This window comes from Novacetimonas maltaceti, assembly GCF_002906255.1.
Taxonomy (GTDB): domain Bacteria; phylum Pseudomonadota; class Alphaproteobacteria; order Acetobacterales; family Acetobacteraceae; genus Novacetimonas; species Novacetimonas maltaceti.
On sequence record NZ_POTC01000057.1, the window covers coordinates 1 to 16,947 of the forward strand.

At 68.1% G+C, this 16,947-nt stretch carries 13 protein-coding genes and 1 pseudogene; all 14 read left to right on the top strand.

The annotated features are described in order from the left end of the window. Window positions 1–375: pseudogene (locus KMAL_RS17325) on the top strand (cell division protein FtsL); the annotation flags it as partial. A gap of 36 nt (window positions 376–411) precedes the next feature. Further along, window positions 412–2,427: a peptidoglycan D,D-transpeptidase FtsI family protein gene (locus tag KMAL_RS14075; protein ID WP_110096244.1), complete on the top strand. Its 2,016-nt coding sequence runs from the start codon at window positions 412–414 to the stop codon at window positions 2,425–2,427. A 2-nt stretch (window positions 2,428–2,429) separates the two neighbouring features. Next, window positions 2,430–3,905 (top strand): UDP-N-acetylmuramoyl-L-alanyl-D-glutamate--2,6-diaminopimelate ligase, encoded by a 1,476-nt coding sequence (locus KMAL_RS14080; protein ID WP_110096245.1) that lies wholly within the window; start codon window positions 2,430–2,432, stop codon window positions 3,903–3,905. Continuing rightward, window positions 3,902–5,299 carry a UDP-N-acetylmuramoyl-tripeptide--D-alanyl-D-alanine ligase gene (locus KMAL_RS14085; RefSeq protein WP_110096246.1) on the top strand — a complete coding sequence of 466 codons (1,398 nt, stop codon included), beginning with the start codon at window positions 3,902–3,904 and terminating at the stop codon, window positions 5,297–5,299. Before KMAL_RS14080 ends, KMAL_RS14085 begins: the two co-directional genes overlap by 4 nt. Beyond that, window positions 5,299–6,390: a phospho-N-acetylmuramoyl-pentapeptide-transferase gene (gene mraY, locus KMAL_RS14090; RefSeq protein ID WP_110096247.1), complete on the top strand. Its 1,092-nt coding sequence runs from the start codon at window positions 5,299–5,301 to the stop codon at window positions 6,388–6,390. Before KMAL_RS14085 ends, mraY begins: the two co-directional genes overlap by 1 nt. Continuing rightward, window positions 6,387–7,784 (top strand): UDP-N-acetylmuramoyl-L-alanine--D-glutamate ligase, encoded by a 1,398-nt coding sequence (gene murD / locus KMAL_RS14095; protein WP_110096248.1) that lies wholly within the window; start codon window positions 6,387–6,389, stop codon window positions 7,782–7,784. Before mraY ends, murD begins: the two co-directional genes overlap by 4 nt. Continuing rightward, a complete protein-coding gene (locus KMAL_RS14100) occupies window positions 7,784–8,953 on the top strand; it encodes an FtsW/RodA/SpoVE family cell cycle protein (RefSeq protein WP_110096249.1) in 1,170 nt (389 codons plus the stop codon). The genes murD and KMAL_RS14100 overlap by 1 nt, the downstream gene beginning before the upstream one ends. Next, the gene (gene murG / locus KMAL_RS14105; protein ID WP_110096250.1) at window positions 8,950–10,065 is read left to right on the top strand and encodes an undecaprenyldiphospho-muramoylpentapeptide beta-N-acetylglucosaminyltransferase; all 1,116 of its coding nucleotides are present in this window, start codon (window positions 8,950–8,952) and stop codon (window positions 10,063–10,065) included. The genes KMAL_RS14100 and murG overlap by 4 nt, the downstream gene beginning before the upstream one ends. Window positions 10,066–10,097: 32 nt before the next feature. Continuing rightward, window positions 10,098–11,549 carry a UDP-N-acetylmuramate--L-alanine ligase gene (gene murC / locus KMAL_RS14110; protein WP_110096251.1) on the top strand — a complete coding sequence of 484 codons (1,452 nt, stop codon included), beginning with the start codon at window positions 10,098–10,100 and terminating at the stop codon, window positions 11,547–11,549. Further along, the gene (murB, locus tag KMAL_RS14115) at window positions 11,549–12,541 is read left to right on the top strand and encodes a UDP-N-acetylmuramate dehydrogenase (RefSeq protein WP_110096252.1); all 993 of its coding nucleotides are present in this window, start codon (window positions 11,549–11,551) and stop codon (window positions 12,539–12,541) included. Before murC ends, murB begins: the two co-directional genes overlap by 1 nt. Continuing rightward, window positions 12,538–13,482, top strand: coding sequence for a D-alanine--D-alanine ligase (locus tag KMAL_RS14120; RefSeq protein ID WP_110096253.1), 945 nt, complete (start codon window positions 12,538–12,540; stop codon window positions 13,480–13,482). The genes murB and KMAL_RS14120 overlap by 4 nt, the downstream gene beginning before the upstream one ends. Then, window positions 13,479–14,399, top strand: a complete 921-nt coding sequence (locus tag KMAL_RS14125; protein WP_110096254.1) for a cell division protein FtsQ/DivIB — start codon at window positions 13,479–13,481, stop codon at window positions 14,397–14,399. Before KMAL_RS14120 ends, KMAL_RS14125 begins: the two co-directional genes overlap by 4 nt. Beyond that, complete coding sequence (ftsA, locus tag KMAL_RS14130; RefSeq protein WP_110096255.1) at window positions 14,396–15,784, top strand: cell division protein FtsA; 1,389 nt, start codon at window positions 14,396–14,398, stop codon at window positions 15,782–15,784. Before KMAL_RS14125 ends, ftsA begins: the two co-directional genes overlap by 4 nt. Before the next feature lie 90 nt (window positions 15,785–15,874). Next, the coding region (gene ftsZ / locus KMAL_RS14135; protein ID WP_110096256.1) for a cell division protein FtsZ at window positions 15,875–16,947 on the top strand (1,073 nt) is incomplete at its 3' end.

Sequence of the window (16,947 nt, forward strand, 5' to 3'; positions counted from 1 at the left end):
GTGGCGCACCATGCCCCCGCCCATGTGGAGGCGGCAGCCGCGCGTCCCGAACACCCGGAGCGTGAGGGCGTGAAGGCGGCGCCGGAACATGCCGCCCGCCCGGCGGAGCATGCAGCCCCCCTGATGGCGCAGAACGAGGCCCCGGCCACCCGCCTGCCGGTGCATGTGCCCCATGCCGCCGCCAGCCCGGCCCCCAGCCATGACGTAATGCTGGCCAGCACCCATGTCACGCCCTATCACTACCGCCCCGCGCATGAGGTGTCGGAGGCCGCATGGCATCCGGCCGAAGCCCTTCCTTCCGTCCGGGGTGGTGGCAGTTCGCTGGCCAATTCCCGCACGTCCGCCCTTCCCCCGCCCGTACCCGTCAGCAACTGACGACGGTCGCTTCCGCTGCCGGATACCGTCGGTGACATGAACGATACGCCCCGCCCGCCAAACCAGGATACGCACACGGACAGTTCCCGCCCCACAGGCGGGACTTTGCGCATGACCCAGGTCCGCTACAGGACGGATACGCGCCTGCTGGTGGTGGCCGGGGTGTTCTGCGTGCTGTTCGGCGCGGTGGGGGTGAAGCTGGCCATCGCGACGATCATCATGCCGCTCGCCCCGCAGCAGCACCAGATCGCCCCGCAGGTCCCCCCCATCCCCAAGAGCGACCCCAAGGGCATGGTGGCCAACGACATCGTCCTGCCGCAGGTGCACCGTGCCTCCATCGTGGACCGCAACGGCCAGGCGCTGGCGATTTCCCTGCCGGTGGCGCAGGTCTATGCCAACCCGCAGGAAATGATCGACCCGCAGGACGCGACGCGCAAGCTCAAGCATGTTCTGCCCCATCTTGACGAGGCGGAGACCCTGCGCCGCCTGTCATCGGCGCGGCAGTTCGTCTATCTGGCGCGCGACATCTCGCCGTCGGAGGAACTGGCGATCAACAACCTTGGCATCCCCGGCATCTATTTCGAACCGGGCGAGCGCCGCCGCTATCCCATGGGGCGGGTCGCGGCACAGATCATGGGCGGGGTGGACATCGACGACCATGGCGTCGCGGGGGTGGAGCGTTTCTTTGACAAGCGCCTCGACAGCAACCGCGCGCCGCTGACGCTGTCGCTCGACGTGCGCGTGCAGAACGTGGTCCATGACGAACTGCAGTCGGCCATGGACACGTTCCAGGCGATCGGCGCCTGCGCGATCGTGATGGACGTGCGCAACGGGGAAATCATCGCCATGGTCAGCCTGCCTGACTATGACGCCAATGATTTCGGCCACGCCCCCGCCGACGCCCGGTTCAACCGCGCCGTCACGGGAATGTACGAACCCGGCTCCACCTTCAAGCTGCAGACGACGGCCATGGCGCTGCAGGACGGGGTCGCGCATATATGGGACCGTTTTTCGAGCGTACCGATCAAGGTCGGCCGCTTCACCATTTCGGACATGAAGAACGACCATTTCGACCCGTGGCTTACCCTGCCCGAGGTGATGGCGCATTCCTCCAACCCGGCGGCGGCGCATATCGCGCTGGACGCGGGGGCCGCGCGCCAGCAGGAATGGCTGCGCAACATGGGCTTTTTCGCGCGCGTGCCCATCGAACTGCCCGAAGCGGGGCGGCCCATCATCCCGTCCACGCGCAACTGGGGCGTGTCCACGGTCATGACCGTGGCGTTCGGCCATGGCGTGGCGGAACCGCCGCTTGCGATCGTGCGCGGCACGGCGGCAACGGCCAACGGGGGCTTCCTGCTCAAGCCCACGCTGCTGCTGCATGACCAGGACCGGACACCGGGCGGCAGTCCCGTCCCCGATGCGGACATGGCCGGGCAGATCCCCGACGCGCAGCGCCTGATCTCGGCGGAGAATTCGAACATCCTGCGTAAGATCCTGCGCCTTGACGTGACCAAGGGTACCGGCGACCGGGCGGAATCCCCCGGCTATTACGTGGGGGGCAAGACCGGCACGGCGGAGAAGATCGGCGCGCATGGCGGCTATCTCAAGCATGTCAACGTGTCGGCCTTTACGGGCATATTCCCGATGAACGCGCCGCGCTATGCGGTCTATGTCATGCTCGACAGCCCGAAGCCCACCCCGCAGACGCACGGATGGACGACGGCGGGATGGAACGCGGCGCCGACGGCTTCGCACATCATCACGCGCATCGCGCCGATGATGGGCCTGTTCCCCGACACCGCGCACCAGGAAGCGATCGAGAATTCGCTGTATATCCCGCTGCGCCCGGCCGTCCCGCACGGCTATCGCGCGCTGGGGCCCGGCAACGATCCCGGCACGCAGCACCTGCAGGAAGGCGAAGGCCGGCACCACGCCGCGCGCCATGGGGCCGGGGAGATGACCTCGGAAGAGGGACATGTGGCGCGCATGCACGCCGCACGGGATGAACGCGAAGACGCCCTGCCATTCAAGAAGCGGCCGGAACGGGGATAGAAATGAAACTGACGACTGTACTGCACCGCGCAGGTCTTGCGGCGGACGCCTGCGGCCATGACCCGGAGGTCAGCGGGATTGCCGCCGACAGCCGGCAGGTGCGACCGCGCATGATCTTTGCCGCCATCGCGGGCGGCAGCGCCGATGGCCGCGCCTATATCGACCAGGCCCTGCAGAACGGGGCGTGCGCCATCGTCTCGACCCCGGATGCGTGCGCCGCCGTGCGGCAGACCCGGCCGGACATCGCCACCGTCGCCACCGACAACCCGCGCCATGCGCTGGCGGTGATGGCCGCGGCCCTGATGCCCGCCATGCCCGGCCATGTCGTCGCGGTCACCGGCACGAACGGCAAGACGAGCACGGTCGAATTCCTGCGCCAGATCTGGCAGCAGCAGGGTCGCGCCGCCGCCAGCATCGGCACGCTGGGCATCATCGCGCCCACCGTCCCCGCCCTGTCGGGACCGTCGCTGACGACCCCCGACAGCGTGACGATGGCGCTTACGCTTGGCACGCTGCATGAACATGGCGTCGATGACATCGCGATCGAGGCCTCGTCCCACGGGCTGGCGCAATGCCGCCTTGACGGGGTTCCCATTGCCGCCGCCGGGTTCAGCAACCTGACGCGCGACCATCTCGACTACCACGGCGACATGGACGGCTATCGCGCGGCGAAGCTGAGACTGTTCGACACGCTGCTGCCGGCGGGCGGCCTTGCGGTCGCCAACGCGGACATGGACGGCGCGACGCTGGAGGCGCTGCGCTCGATCGCCACGAACCGTGGCCTGGACCTGCGGCTGGTGGGCGAAGGCGGGGACGCCATCCGCCTGCTGCGCGCAACGCCCCGCCCGGACGGACAGGTGCTGGAACTGGAATGCGGCGGCACCCGGCGCGAGGTCGAGACACGGCTGCCCGGACGCTACCAGGTGGACAACATGCTGCTGGCTGCGGGACTGGCCGCGGCGGACATGGACGGCGTTCGCGCCGCCCTCGACTGCCTTCCCGCCCTTGTGGGGGTACGCGGGCGGATGGAACATGCCGCCACCCTGCCCAACGGGGCGGCGGTGTATGTCGATTTCGCCCACACGCCCGACGCGCTGGAACGGCTGCTGCAATCGCTGCGGCCCCACGCATCGGGGCGGCTGGTGGTCGTCTTCGGCGCGGGCGGCGACCGCGACCGGGGCAAGCGCCCATTGATGGGCGAGGTCGCCACGCGCCTTGCCGACCTGGCCATCGTCACCGACGACAACCCCCGGACCGAGGACGCAGCCGCCATCCGGCGCGATGTCATGGCCGGTGCGCCGGGGGCGATGGATATCGGCGGACGGCGCAATGCCATTGCCGAGGGGCTGTCCCGACTGAAGGCCGGCGACGTGATGGTCGTCGCGGGCAAAGGCCATGAACAGGGGCAGAAGATCGGCACGACGGTCCTGCCCTTTGACGATGTTTCCGTCATTCGCAAACTGGCGGGCCAGCCATGACCGTCCTGTGGACCGGTCCGGACCTGATTGCGGCGACGGGCGGGCATTTCCGTGCCCCCGCCACGCCCGGTGGCGCAATACGTGCCACGGGCGTTTCCATCGACACGCGCACGCTGGCGGCGGGTGATGCCTTCGTCGCGCTGGTGGGCGAAAATTCGGACGGGCATGCGCATATCCCCCGCGCGCTGGAGGCCGGGGCGGCCGTCGTGATCGCCCATCGCGACACCGGCGTGGAGGACCCGCGCATCCTGATGGTCGGGGACACGCTGGCGGCCCTCAACGCCATGGCGGCCTTCGCGCGCGCGCGCTTCGCGGGCCGGATGCTCGGCGTGACCGGCAGCGTGGGCAAGACCACGACAAAGGACATGCTGCGCCACGCGCTGGGGGCGTGCGGGCCGACGCACTGGGCCGTGGCGTCGTACAACAACCACTGGGGCGTGCCGCTGACGCTGGCGCGCCTGCCCGCGTCGGCCATGTTCTGCGTGTGCGAGGTGGGGATGAACAACCCCGGCGAGATCGCGCCGCTTGCGCGCATGGTGCGGCCCGATGTCGCGATCATCACGACCATCACCGGGGCGCATCTGGGCCACATGGGCAGCCTGGAGGCCATCGCGCGGGAAAAATCGGACCTGATCGCGGCCCTTCCCCCGGATGGCGTGGCCATCGTGCCGGAGGATGTGACGGGCATGGCAGCGTTCATCGCGCAGGCCCGCAGCCGTGGCGCGCAGCTATGGACGGCAGGCGTCCTGCCCACCAGCACGGCGCGGATGGAGGATTACCACCCCCGTCCCGACGGCGGCACGTTCCGCGCCCTGGTCGGGGAATGGTCGGGCATGGTCGAACTGCATGCGCCAGGCCGCCACATGGCGCACAACGCGCTGCTGGCACTGGCGGCGGCACGCGCGGTCGGGGCCGACATGGCGCACGCGGCGCGGGGCCTTGCGGATTTCCGGCCCGGGGCCGGGCGCGGGGCGATCACCCCCATCCTTGGCGGGCAGGCAAGCCTGCTTGATGAAAGCTACAACGCATCGGTCGCCTCGATCCGCGCGACGCTCGATGTCCTTGGGCAGGTCCCGGCACGGCGGCGCATCGCCGTGCTGGGCGACATGCTCGAACTCGGCACGTTCGCGCGTGACCAGCACGAATCCCTTCTTCCAGCCGTCCGCGAGCATGCGGACCTTGTTTTTTGTTGCGGCCCGAACATGAAATATCTCTTTGACCTCCTGCCTCCCTCCCTGCGCGGCGCGTGGACGCCCGACGCGGCAGGCCTTGCGCCGATGGTGCGCGCGCAGGCGCAGGCGGGTGACGCGATCCTTGTAAAAGGCAGCCTCGGGCTGAAGATGCGCCAGGTGGTCGATGCCCTGCGTGGTGATGACGCGCGGGGGCGCGCCTGATGCTCTACGACCTGTTCCAGCAGCATGCTTCGGGCCATGTCTCGGTCCTCAACCTGTTCCACTACATCACCTTCCGCGCGGGGGCCGCGTGCCTGACGGCGCTGGTGCTCAGCCTCATGCTGGGCAACCCGCTGATCGCGCGCCTGCGCCGCATCCAGCGCGGGGGCCAGCCCATCCGCGCGCTGGGGCCGGAACGCCATATCGTGGAAAAGGCCGGCACGCCGACGATGGGGGGCGTGCTGATCCTTGTCTCCCTTCTGGGATCAACGCTGCTGTGGGCGGACCTGACCAACGGGTTCGTCTGGGCGGTGATGACCATCACGCTGGCATTCGGCGCGGTCGGGTTTGCCGATGACTACCTCAAGCTGTCGCGGCGCAACACCGATGGCGTGTCGATGCGCATGCGCCTGGGCTGCGAATTCGTGGTGTCCCTGCTGGGCGGGATCTGGATCGAAAGCCTGATGCCGCCCGACCTTGCGAACCACCTCGCCTTCCCCTTCGTCAAGGACCTGCTGCTGCCGCTGGGCTATGCCTTTCCCGTGTTCGCGATGATCACGATCACCGGGTTCGGCAACGCGGTCAATTTCACCGACGGGCTGGACGGCCTGGCGATCGTGCCCGTGACCATCGCGGCCCTGGTGTTCGCGCTGATTTCGTATCTGGTGGGCAACCATATCTTTGCCGACTACCTGCAACTGCATGCGGTGCCGGGCACCGGGGAACTTGGCATCTTCTGCTCCGCCCTGGTGGGTGCGGGGCTGGGGTTCCTGTGGTTCAACGCGCCGCCCGCGGCCGTGTTCATGGGCGATACCGGGTCACTCGCCCTTGGCGGCGCGCTTGGCGCGGTGGCCGTCTCGGTCAAGCATGAACTGGTGCTGTGCATCGTCGGCGGCCTGTTCGTGATCGAGACGCTGTCGGTCATCATCCAGGTCTTCTGGTACAAGCGCACCGGGCGGCGGGTTTTCCTGATGGCGCCGCTGCACCATCACTTCGAGAAAAAGGGATGGCCCGAGTCCAAAATCGTCATACGCTTCTGGATCGTTTCCATTGTGCTGGGACTGTGTGGCCTTGCCACGCTGAAACTGAGATGAGCGCATTTCCCACCAACCTGTTCACCGGACAGCGCATCGCCGTGCTGGGCCTTGGCCGCAACGGCATGGCCGCCGCCCGTGCGCTTGGCGCGATGGGCGCACGGGTGCAGACGTGGGACGACACGTTGGAGGCAGCCCCCACCCCCGCCCCCACGGGCGTGCATTTCGCCCCGCTGGCCGACCTGTCGGGGTTCGATGCGCTGGTGATGTCGCCGGGCATCCCCCACACCCTGCCCGTCCCCCATCCGGTGGCGGCGATGGCGCGCGCGGCGGGGGTGCCGATCGTGTCGGACGCGGAATTCCTGTTCCGCGCCGTGCGCCGCGCGGGATCGCGCGCGCGGTTCGTGGGCGTGACCGGGACCAATGGAAAATCCACCACCACGGTCCTTCTGACGCACCTGCTGGACCAGGCGGGCATCCCCGCCATTGCGGGCGGCAACCTTGGCCCGGCCGCCCTGTCGCTGCCATTATTGCCAGATAATGGTATCTATGTGCTTGAAATGTCTTCCTACATGCTCGAACGGCTCGACAGCCTGCGTTTCGATGCGGCCTGCCTGCTGAACCTGACGCCGGACCATCTGGACCGGCATGGCGACATGGCAGGCTATACCCGCGCCAAGCTGCATATCTTTGACCGCCAGGGGGCCGGTGACCTCGCCGTGCTGGGCGACAGCCTGCCGGGGTGCGCGCAGCTTGCCACGGACCTGCGTTCGCGCGGCATCGACGTGAAGGTCGTGGGTGGTGACGCGGGCGCGCCGGACATGTGGACGCGCGGCGGACGGCTGTGCGATCGCGCAGGCGTGGTGGCCAACCTTGCCCATGCCCCGTCCCTGCCCGGCACGCACAATGCGGAAAACGCCGCGACCGCCACCGCCATCGCGCTGTGGCTGGGCTGCCCGCGTGGCGGGATCGACGCGGGCCTTGCATCGTTCGACGGACTGGCCCACCGGCAGAAGACGGTCGGCACGATCGACGGCATCCGCTTCATCGATGACAGCAAGGCCACGAACGCCGATGCCGCAGCACGCGCGATGTCGTGCCACGACCGCATGATCTGGATTGCGGGCGGCATCGCCAAGGCAGGCGGGATCACCGGGCTTGCCCCGCTGTTCGGGCGGGTGGCGCATGCCTTCCTGATCGGACGTGACGCCCCCGAACTCGCGCGGACGCTGCGTGAACACGATGTCGCCCATACCATTGTCGGCACGATGGAACATGCGGTGCCCGCCGCCCTGTCGGCCGCGCAGGCGCAGGACGTGCCCGTGGTGCTGCTGTCGCCCGCGTGCGCCAGTTTCGACCAGTTCACCGGGTTCGAGGCGCGTGGCCTGCGCTTTGCCGAACTTGTCGCCACGCTGGCGGCGGATGCGCATGACACGCGACAGGACACGCCATAATGGCCAGCCTGTCACGCATCAACACATCGCCCATGGCGCGATGGTGGCGCAACGTGGACCGCGTCACCCTCATCTGCGTGGGGATCCTGATCGGGTTCGGCTATATCCTGATGCTGGCGGCAAGCCCGGCGGTGGCGGTGCGCATCGGCGCGTCGCGCGACATGTTCATCTTCAAGCAGGTGTGCTTCCTGCTGCTTGCGGCGGGGATCGTGGTCGGCACGTCGCTGCTGTCGGTGCGCGCGGTCAAACTGCTGGCCGCCGTGGGGTTCGTGCTGGGGATCATGGCCACCGCGCTGACGCTGGTCCACGGGATCGAGATCAAGGGCGCGCGGCGCTGGATCGCGCTGCCGATGATGTCGGTGCAGCCGTCCGAGTTCCTGAAGCCCTGTTTCGCCGTGGTGACGGCATGGCTGCTGACGGAACGGCAGACACGCAGGTACTTCCCCGGCATGCTGATCTCGCTCGGCCTGTTCGGGGTTGTGCTGCTGCTGCTGAAATCACAGCCCGACATCGGGATGCTCAGCGTGATCACGACCGTCTTCATCACGCAGCTTTTCGTCGACGGGCTCAGCCTGTTCCTCGTGGCGGGGGGCGTGGGCTGCATGATCGCGGCCTTCATCGGCGCGTATGCCGTCTTCCCGCATGTCCGCTCCCGCGTGGAGCGCTTCCTCCACCCGGAGGTGGGCGACCATTACCAGATCGATACCGCCCTGCGCGCCTTTGGCAATGGGGGACTGCTGGGGCGCGGCCCGGGCGAAGGGCGGGTGAAGGACCTGCTGCCCGATGCGCATGCCGACTTCGTCTTCGCCGTCGCGGGGGAGGAATTCGGCATGATCGTATGCCTGTTCATCATCGGGGTGTTCGCCGTGATCGTCATCCGCGCGCTGCTCAAGCTGCTGCGTGAAAACGATCCCTTCATCGTCGTCGCCACCACCGGGCTAGTGACCGGCTTCGGGCTGCAGGCGTTCGTGAACATGGGATCGACCCTGCACCTGATCCCGACCAAGGGCATGACGCTGCCCTTCATTTCGTATGGCGGGTCCTCCGCCATGTCGGTGGCGCTGACGATCGGCATGGTCCTTGCGCTGACCCGCACGCGCGTCAACACCGCCGACAGCCAGTTCGGGCAGTCCACGCCCGCGTTCCTGAACCGGAGATCCCGCCCATGACCCGCCCGCGCCCCATCATCATCGCCGCCGGTGGCACGGGGGGACATTTCTTCCCTGCGGAAGCACTGGCCAGTGAACTCGTCCGGCGCGGGCATGAGGTCGCGCTGATGACCGACCGCCGTGCCGGCATCCGTGAAAAAGGCATTTTCGCAGGAAGGCAACAGTTCGTGCTCCCCGGCGCGGGCATCGCGGGGCGTGGCGCCGTGCGCGCCGCGCGCGCCGCGCTGGCGCTGGCGCACGGGACATGGCGCGCGCGCGCGATCCTGCGCGGGTTGCATCCTGCGGCGGTCGTGGGGTTCGGGGGCTACCCTTCCGTCCCGCCCCTGCTGGGCGCGCAGTTGACGGGAAAGGGCCGCCCGCCGATTTTCATCCATGAAGGCAATGCGGTGATGGGCCGGGCCAATGCCTTCCTGTCACGCTGGGCCCGTGCGATCGCAACCTCCTTCCCCACCGTGGCAGGCCTGCCGCCGGGCGTTCCCGCCACCGAGACGGGCATGCCGGTGCGTCCCGACATCGCGGCGGTGCACCAGATCGCCTACCAGCCCTCAAGCGGCGTGATCCGCCTGCTGGTGTGGGGGGGATCGCTTGGCGCGCGCATCTTCAGCGACATCGTGCCCGCAGCGCTGGAGAGCCTGCCGCCGGCCCTGCGCGCGCGCATCGAGGTCACGCAGCAGGCACGCGCCGAGGACGTGGAGCGCGTGCGCGCGGCCTATGCCGCGGCGGGGATTCCCGCGCGCATCGCACCGTTCCTGGACAACGTGCCCGACCTGCTGCGCGACGCGCACCTGGTGATCGGGCGTGCGGGCGGGTCATCGGTGGCGGAGGTGACGGTCGCGGGACGGCCCGCGATTCTGGTGCCGCTGCCCATCGCAGCCAGCGACGAGCAGAGTGCCAACGCCCGCGCGCTGGCGGATGCCGGGGCCGCATGGATGATCCCGCAGGCCGAACTGACACCCGGCAGGCTGTCCACGATGCTGGTGGAACTGCTGGGGGATCGCGACGCGCTGGCGCGGGCGGCGGCCTGCGCGCGCGCGATCGGACGCCCCGATGCCGCCGCGCGTCTGGCGGACATGATAGAAGGATGCTTGCATCCCATGGCCAGTGCCGCCTAATCCGGCAGAGCGAAGATGGAGACTGAGACATAATGAGAGCCCTGCCCCTTTCCATTGGCACCATCCACTTTGTCGGCATAGGCGGCATCGGCATGTCCGGCATCGCCGAAGTGCTGCACATGCTGGGCTATGCGGTACAGGGGTCCGATATCGCCGAAAGCGCCAATGTCGCGCGCCTGCGCGCATCGGGCATCCCGGTCACGATCGGCCATGACGCGGCCAACCTTGGCGCGGCACAGGTGGTCGTGACCTCCACCGCGGTGCAGCGCGACAACCCCGAAGTCGTGGCCGCGCGCGCGCGCCTGATCCCCGTTGTCCGCCGGGCGGAGATGCTGGCCGAACTGATGCGCCTGCGCTGGTCCGTGGCCGTTGGCGGCACGCATGGCAAGACCACGACCACCAGCCTTGTCGCCGCCGTGCTGGAAGCGGCGAAGCTGGACCCCACCGTCATCAATGGCGGCATCATCGAGGCCTATGGCACCAACACCCGCATGGGGTCGGGCGACTGGATGGTGGTGGAGGCGGACGAAAGCGACGGGTCCTTCCTGCGCCTGCCCTCCGTCATCACGGTGGTGACCAACATGGACCCCGAACACCTCGACCACTGGGGCACGGAAGAGGCGATGCAGGCGGCGTATGACCAGTTCGTCTCCAACATCCCGTTCTATGGCTTTGCCGTGCTGTGCATCGACCATCCCGCCGTGCAGCAGATGATCCCGCGCCTGTCGGACCACCGGATCATCACCTATGGCTTCTCCCCGCAAGCCGACATCCGCGCGGAAAAGGTCATCACCGACAAGCTTGGCGCCACGTTCGAGGTCGTCGTCACCAGCCGCAACCGCAACCGTTCGCGCCGCGCCGGCCCGTTCCGCCTGCCGATGCTGGGCCATCACAATGTCCAGAACGCGCTGGCCGCCATTGCGGTGGGCATCGAAATGGAAATCGACGACGCGACGATCCGTTCCGCCTTTGCCGCGTTCAAGGGGGTCAAGCGCCGCTTCACCCGCACGGGGGAGACCGGGGGCATCACCGTGATCGACGATTACGGCCACCACCCGGTGGAGATCGCGGCCGTGCTGAAGGCCGCGCGGCAGGCGGGGGCCAACAATGTCATCGCGGTGATGCAGCCGCACCGTTATTCACGCCTGCAGAGCCTGTTTAACGAATTCTGCACCTGCATGAACGACGCTGGCACCGTCATCATCGCCGACGTCTATGCCGCGGGCGAACAGCCGATAGAAGGAATTGACCGCGATGCCCTGGTCGAAGGCCTGCGTGAACGCGGGCACCGTTCCGTCGTGCCCCTGCCGGGGCCGGAGCACCTGGCGGAAATGATCAACGCGATCGCACGTCCCGGTGACTTCGTGGTCTGCCTTGGCGCGGGATCCATCACGCAGTGGGCGCAGGCCCTGCCGGAGCAGCTGGCGGAACTGCAGGCCGCCCCCACCGCCCCTGCGGCGCACAAGGGGGAAGACGCGGCGTGATGGAACAGGCTGAGACCGACACCCCCGATGGGCCCGTGACCGTGCAGTGGCGCGAGGCGCTGCTCCGCGCGCTGGCGGATTTCCGGGGACGCCTGACGCCGGATGCCCCGCTGGGGCCGCGGACATGGTTTCGCGTGGGCGGGGCCGCCGAACTGCTGGTGCAGCCGGCCGACGCGCGCGACCTTGCGCTTGCGCTGCGCCATATCCCGCTGGAGGTGCCGGTGCGTGTCCTTGGCGCGTGCTCCAACACCATCATCCGCGATGGCGGCATCGACGGCGTGGTGATCCGGCTGGGCCGTGGCTTTGCCGAAATCGCGCATGACGGCAATGGCCTGATCGCGGGGGCGGCCTGCCTCGACATGACGGTGGCGGAACATGCCGCGGCATGCGGCCTTGCGGGGATGGAATTCCTCGCCGGCATTCCCGGCGCACTTGGCGGCGCTGTGTCGATGAATGCGGGGGCGTATGGTTCGGACATTTCCACCATCCTCGACTGGGTGGAGATCATCACCCGCGACGGGGAGGCCCTGCGCCTGCCGGGTGGCGCGCTGAAGTTCAGCTACCGCCATGCCCTCGTGCCGCAGGGCGCGGTGGTGGTGCGCGCGCGCCTGTGCGGGCAGCCGTCAAACACGCTGGCCATCCGCGAACGCATTACACAGATCCGCGCGGCGCGTGAAGCGGCACAACCCGTGCGTGCGCGCACCGGCGGGTCCACCTTCCGCAATCCCGCGCCGGAAATCTCCGACCGCAAGGCATGGGAACTGATCGACGCGGCGGGCTGCCGTGGACTGACGCTCGGCGGTGCGCAGGTCAGCGAGAAGCACTGCAATTTCCTGCTCAACACCGGCAATGCCACGGCGGCGGAGCTTGAGGAGCTTGGCGAGACGGTGCGCCTGCGCGTGCGCGAACATACCGGCGTCAACCTCGAATGGGAAATCCGGCGGATCGGCCGGCCGGCCACATCCCCCCTGCGCAAGGAAACGACAGCATGACACGACCCAGCATCTCTGTCCTGATGGGTGGCATGTCGGCGGAACGCGAGGTCAGCCTGAAAAGCGGCGCGGGCGTGAGCGAGGCCCTGCGCTCGCTCGGGTATGGCGTGCGGCAGATCATCGCGGGCGAGGACCTGGGCGCGATCGTGTCGGACCTGCAGGCCCACCGCCCCGATGTCGTCTTCAACGCGCTGCATGGCCGCTTCGGGGAGGACGGGTGCATCCAGGGCGTGCTGGACTGGATGGGCATCAACTATACCCATTCCGGGGTCCGCGCGTCCGCCGTTGCAATGGACAAGGCGGCGGCGCGCACCGTCTTCACGGCGGCGGGCCTGCCGGTGGCGCGTGGCCGCGTCGTTACGATGGCGGAGCTTGAGGCCGCCGATCCCCTGCCCGCCCCCTATGTCATCAAGCCGCTCAACGAAGGGTCTTCGGTCGGGGTGGAGATCATCCACGCGGGTGCGAACACCCGTGCCAGCATCGCACGGTCATGGCGGTTCGGAACTTCCGCCCTGGTCGAGGAGTTCATTCCCGGACGCGAACTGACAGTGGGTGTGATGGGCGAGCGGGCGCTGACCGTAACGGATATCACCCCGCGTGAGTCCGGCGGGAACGGTTTTTACGATTATGCCGCCAAGTACCAGCAGGGCGGCTCGTCGCATGTGCTGCCCGCGCGCATCCATCCCGATGCGTTCGAGCGCGCGCGTGAACTCGCGCTTGCGGCGCACCGGGTGCTGGGCTGCCGGGGGGCGTCGCGCACCGATTTCCGCTATGACGACACGCGCGACCCTGAGGGCGCGGGACGGCTGGTGATCCTGGAGACCAACACCCAGCCCGGCATGACCGAAACCTCCCTGCTGCCGGAACAGGCGGCAGCGTGCGGCGTGTCCTACCCGCACCTGTGCCAGTGGCTGGTGGAACAGGCGACCTGTCGTACATGAAGCGGCCCGCCGACAACCTGAATGACCGCCCGTCGAAGCTGTCCATCTTCCTGCGTCGGCAGAAGCGGCTGATCCGCCCGGCACTGGTGACGCTCGTGCTGTGCGCGGTGGGGGCGGGCTGCATCGCGTTCGCCCATCATGTCGGCTCGGATGAACGCTTTGCGCCGTTTCGCGCGCGCATGGTCAACATGCTGCCGCTGCGCATCACGAACATCACGGTCACAGGCAACGAACTGACCAGCGATGACGCCCTCCAGGCGGCGCTGGGCGTGCGGCGGGGGGACTTCATCCTCGGCTTCTCGCTCAACGCCGCGCGGCAGCGGATCGACGCGCTGCCCTTCGTGGACCATTCCGTGGTCGAACGCCGCCTGCCCGACACGATCATCATACACCTGATCGAACGCCGCCCCTTTGCGGTGTGGCAGAACCACGGGCATTTCATGCTGATCGACCGCGAAGGCAACCAGGTGCGCGACCAGGGCATGACCGGCAAGGACGCACAGGCCTTCATGCAGCTTCCGCTGGTGGTCGGCCCGGACGCGAACCTTGCCGCCGCCTCGCTGATGGATGAACTCTCGGCCCAGCCGGAGGTGCGCAGCCATGTCACCGCCGCCGTGCGGGTGGGGCAGCGGCGCTGGAACCTGACGCTGCGTGACGGCACGATCGTGATGCTGCCCGAAGGGGAGGAAGTCCCCGCTCTCAAGCGCCTCGCGCAGATGCAGCAGGACATGCGCCTGCTGGACCGGCCTGTCGTCTCCATCGACATGCGCCTGCCTGACCGCCTGATCATCCGCGAAGCCCCCCACCCCGCCAGCAATGACAATGCGACACCCCCCACGGCAGAGCCGAGCGGACTGCCCGCCCCGGACATGCCCTGGACGCGTCCTGACGTGGCCAACCTGCGGAGACGTGCATGAGTAACCTGATCATCCGCCCCGAAAGGCCCGCCACCACGGCGCCCGCCCTGCGCCGTGCCACCGCCGTGCCCGCGCTGCCGAACACCGCGCGGCGCGACCGGCGCACGATCACGAACATCATCCCGATGGCCGAGGACCGCCCGCAGCGCAAGCTGCGTGCCGGCCCGTTCAGCGTGCTCGACATCGGTTCGACCAAGATCGTGTGCCTGATCGGCAAGGGGGAACCGGACGGGTCGCTGCGGGTGCTGGGCCATGGGTGGCGCCGCTCCCACGGGGTGCGCTGCGGCGGGATCGTCGACCTGCGCGAGGCCGAGGCCGCGATCCGCGCCGCCGTGGGGCAGGCCGAGGACATGGCGACCGTGCGCAAGGACGAGATCTTCATCAACCTGTCATGCGGCCATCCCGAAAGCCGCCACCTCAACATCCGCTGGCCGATCGGCGGGCGCGAGATCGGGGATGCCGACATGCGCCGGATCACGACGGAGGGCCGCATGCGCGCCCTGACGGAGGGACGTTCGGCCATCCATACGCTGCCGCTCGATTACGCGGTGGATGAAACGCAGGGGGTGCCGGACCCGCGCGGGCACCTGTGCGACCATCTTTCGGCGCGCATGCACGTCATCGACGCGAACACCACGGCGCTGCGCAATGTGGAGGCGGTGCTGTCGCGCGTGGACCTGACGATCGCGGGCATGGTGTCGGCCCCGCTGGCATCCGGCCTTGCCGTCCTGAACGAGGAGGAACGCGACCTTGGCGTCACGGTGGTGGACATGGGCGGGGGCACCACCTCGATTGCCGTGTTCAGCGAAGGGCGGCTTGTCCATACCGCGAGCATCCCGATCGGCGGACAGCATATCACCCGCGATATCGCGCACGGCCTGTCCACCTCCATCGACAATGCGGAGCGGCTGAAGACCATGCACGGGTCAGCCGAACTTTCCGCCGGGGATGATCAGGAAATGGTGCTTGTGCAGCTTATTGGCGACAACGACCATCATTATGTCAGAATTCCCCGCTCTAGGATCGTTTCCATCATTCACCCGCGCGTGGAGGAAACACTGGAAATGGTCAATGACCGGCTGGAAATGGCGGCCCTCGGCCCTGCGGCCGACGGGCGTGTCGTGCTGACGGGCGGGGGATCGCTGCTGGAAGGAATCGGGCCGATGGCGGCGCGCATGCTCAACCGGCGCGTCCGCCTTGGCCATCCGCGCCATATCCACGGCCTGCCGGAGAACCCGGCGACATGGCCGATGTTCGCGACATCCGCCGGGCTGCTCGCATGGGCGGCGGGGGTGGGCGACACGCTCAACGACACCGGAATCAGCGATGTGCGTCCGGGCGGCCTGTTCAGACGTTTCGTCGATTTCATCCGCGACAGGGTATGATATTAACGATAAAGTCTTTATTTAATACCCGATAAGCAAGCGCACAACGCGCGCCCCCATCCATCCATCCCTCGCCTTCGGGAGCCGACCATGACCCTGAATCTGACCATCCCGCAGCAGAACCATTCTGACTTCACCCCACGCATAACAGTATTCGGGGTGGGCGGCGGTGGCACCAATGCCGTTGACAACATGATCAACATGCAGCTGCAGGGCGTGGAATTCGTGGTTGCCAATACCGATGCGCAGCAGCTGTCCCACAGCAAGGCTGACCGGCGCATCCAGCTTGGCCCCCACCTGACGCAGGGCCTTGGCGCGGGGGCAAAGCCGGAGATCGGGCGCGCGGCGGCGGAGGAGGCATGTGACGAACTGTCGCGCCACCTTGACGGTGCGCACATGATCTTCATCACCGCGGGCATGGGCGGCGGCACGGGCACCGGGGCCGCGCCGGTCATCGCGCGCATGGCGCGTGAACGCGGCATCCTGACCGTGGGCGTGGTGACAAAGCCCTTCACCTTCGAAGGCGGCCGCCGCGCCAAGTCGGCGGATGCGGGGATTGCCGAACTCCAGCAGTTTGTCGATACACTCATCGTCATTCCCAACCAGAACCTCTTCCGGCTGGCCAATGAACGCACCAGCTGGCAGGACGCGTTCAAGATGGCCGACAATGTCCTGTACATGGGCGTGCGCGGCGTGACCGACCTGATGATGGCGCCGGGGCTGGTCAACCTCGACTTCGCCGACATCCGCACGGTCATGGCGGAAATGGGCAAGGCCATGATGGGCACGGGCGAGGCCGAGGGCGAAAACCGCGCCATCGCCGCCGCCGAGGGCGCGATTTCCAACCCCCTGCTCGAAGACACGTCGATGGGCGGCGCGCGCGGACTGCTGATCAACATCACCGGCGGCGAGGACCTGACCCTGTTCGAGGTGGACCAGGCCGCCAACCGCATCCGCGAGGAAGTGGCCGAGGATGCGAACATCATCTTCGGTTCCGCGATCGACCCGAACCTGAACGGCCGCATCCGCGTGTCCGTCGTGGCGACGGGTATCGAAAGTGCCGCCGAACGCGTCGGCACCACTCCCCCGGCCGCAGCCCCCCAGACGCCGCCCGCGACGGAAAGCGCACCTGCCGCTGCTGCTGCCGCAGCACAGCCCGCAAC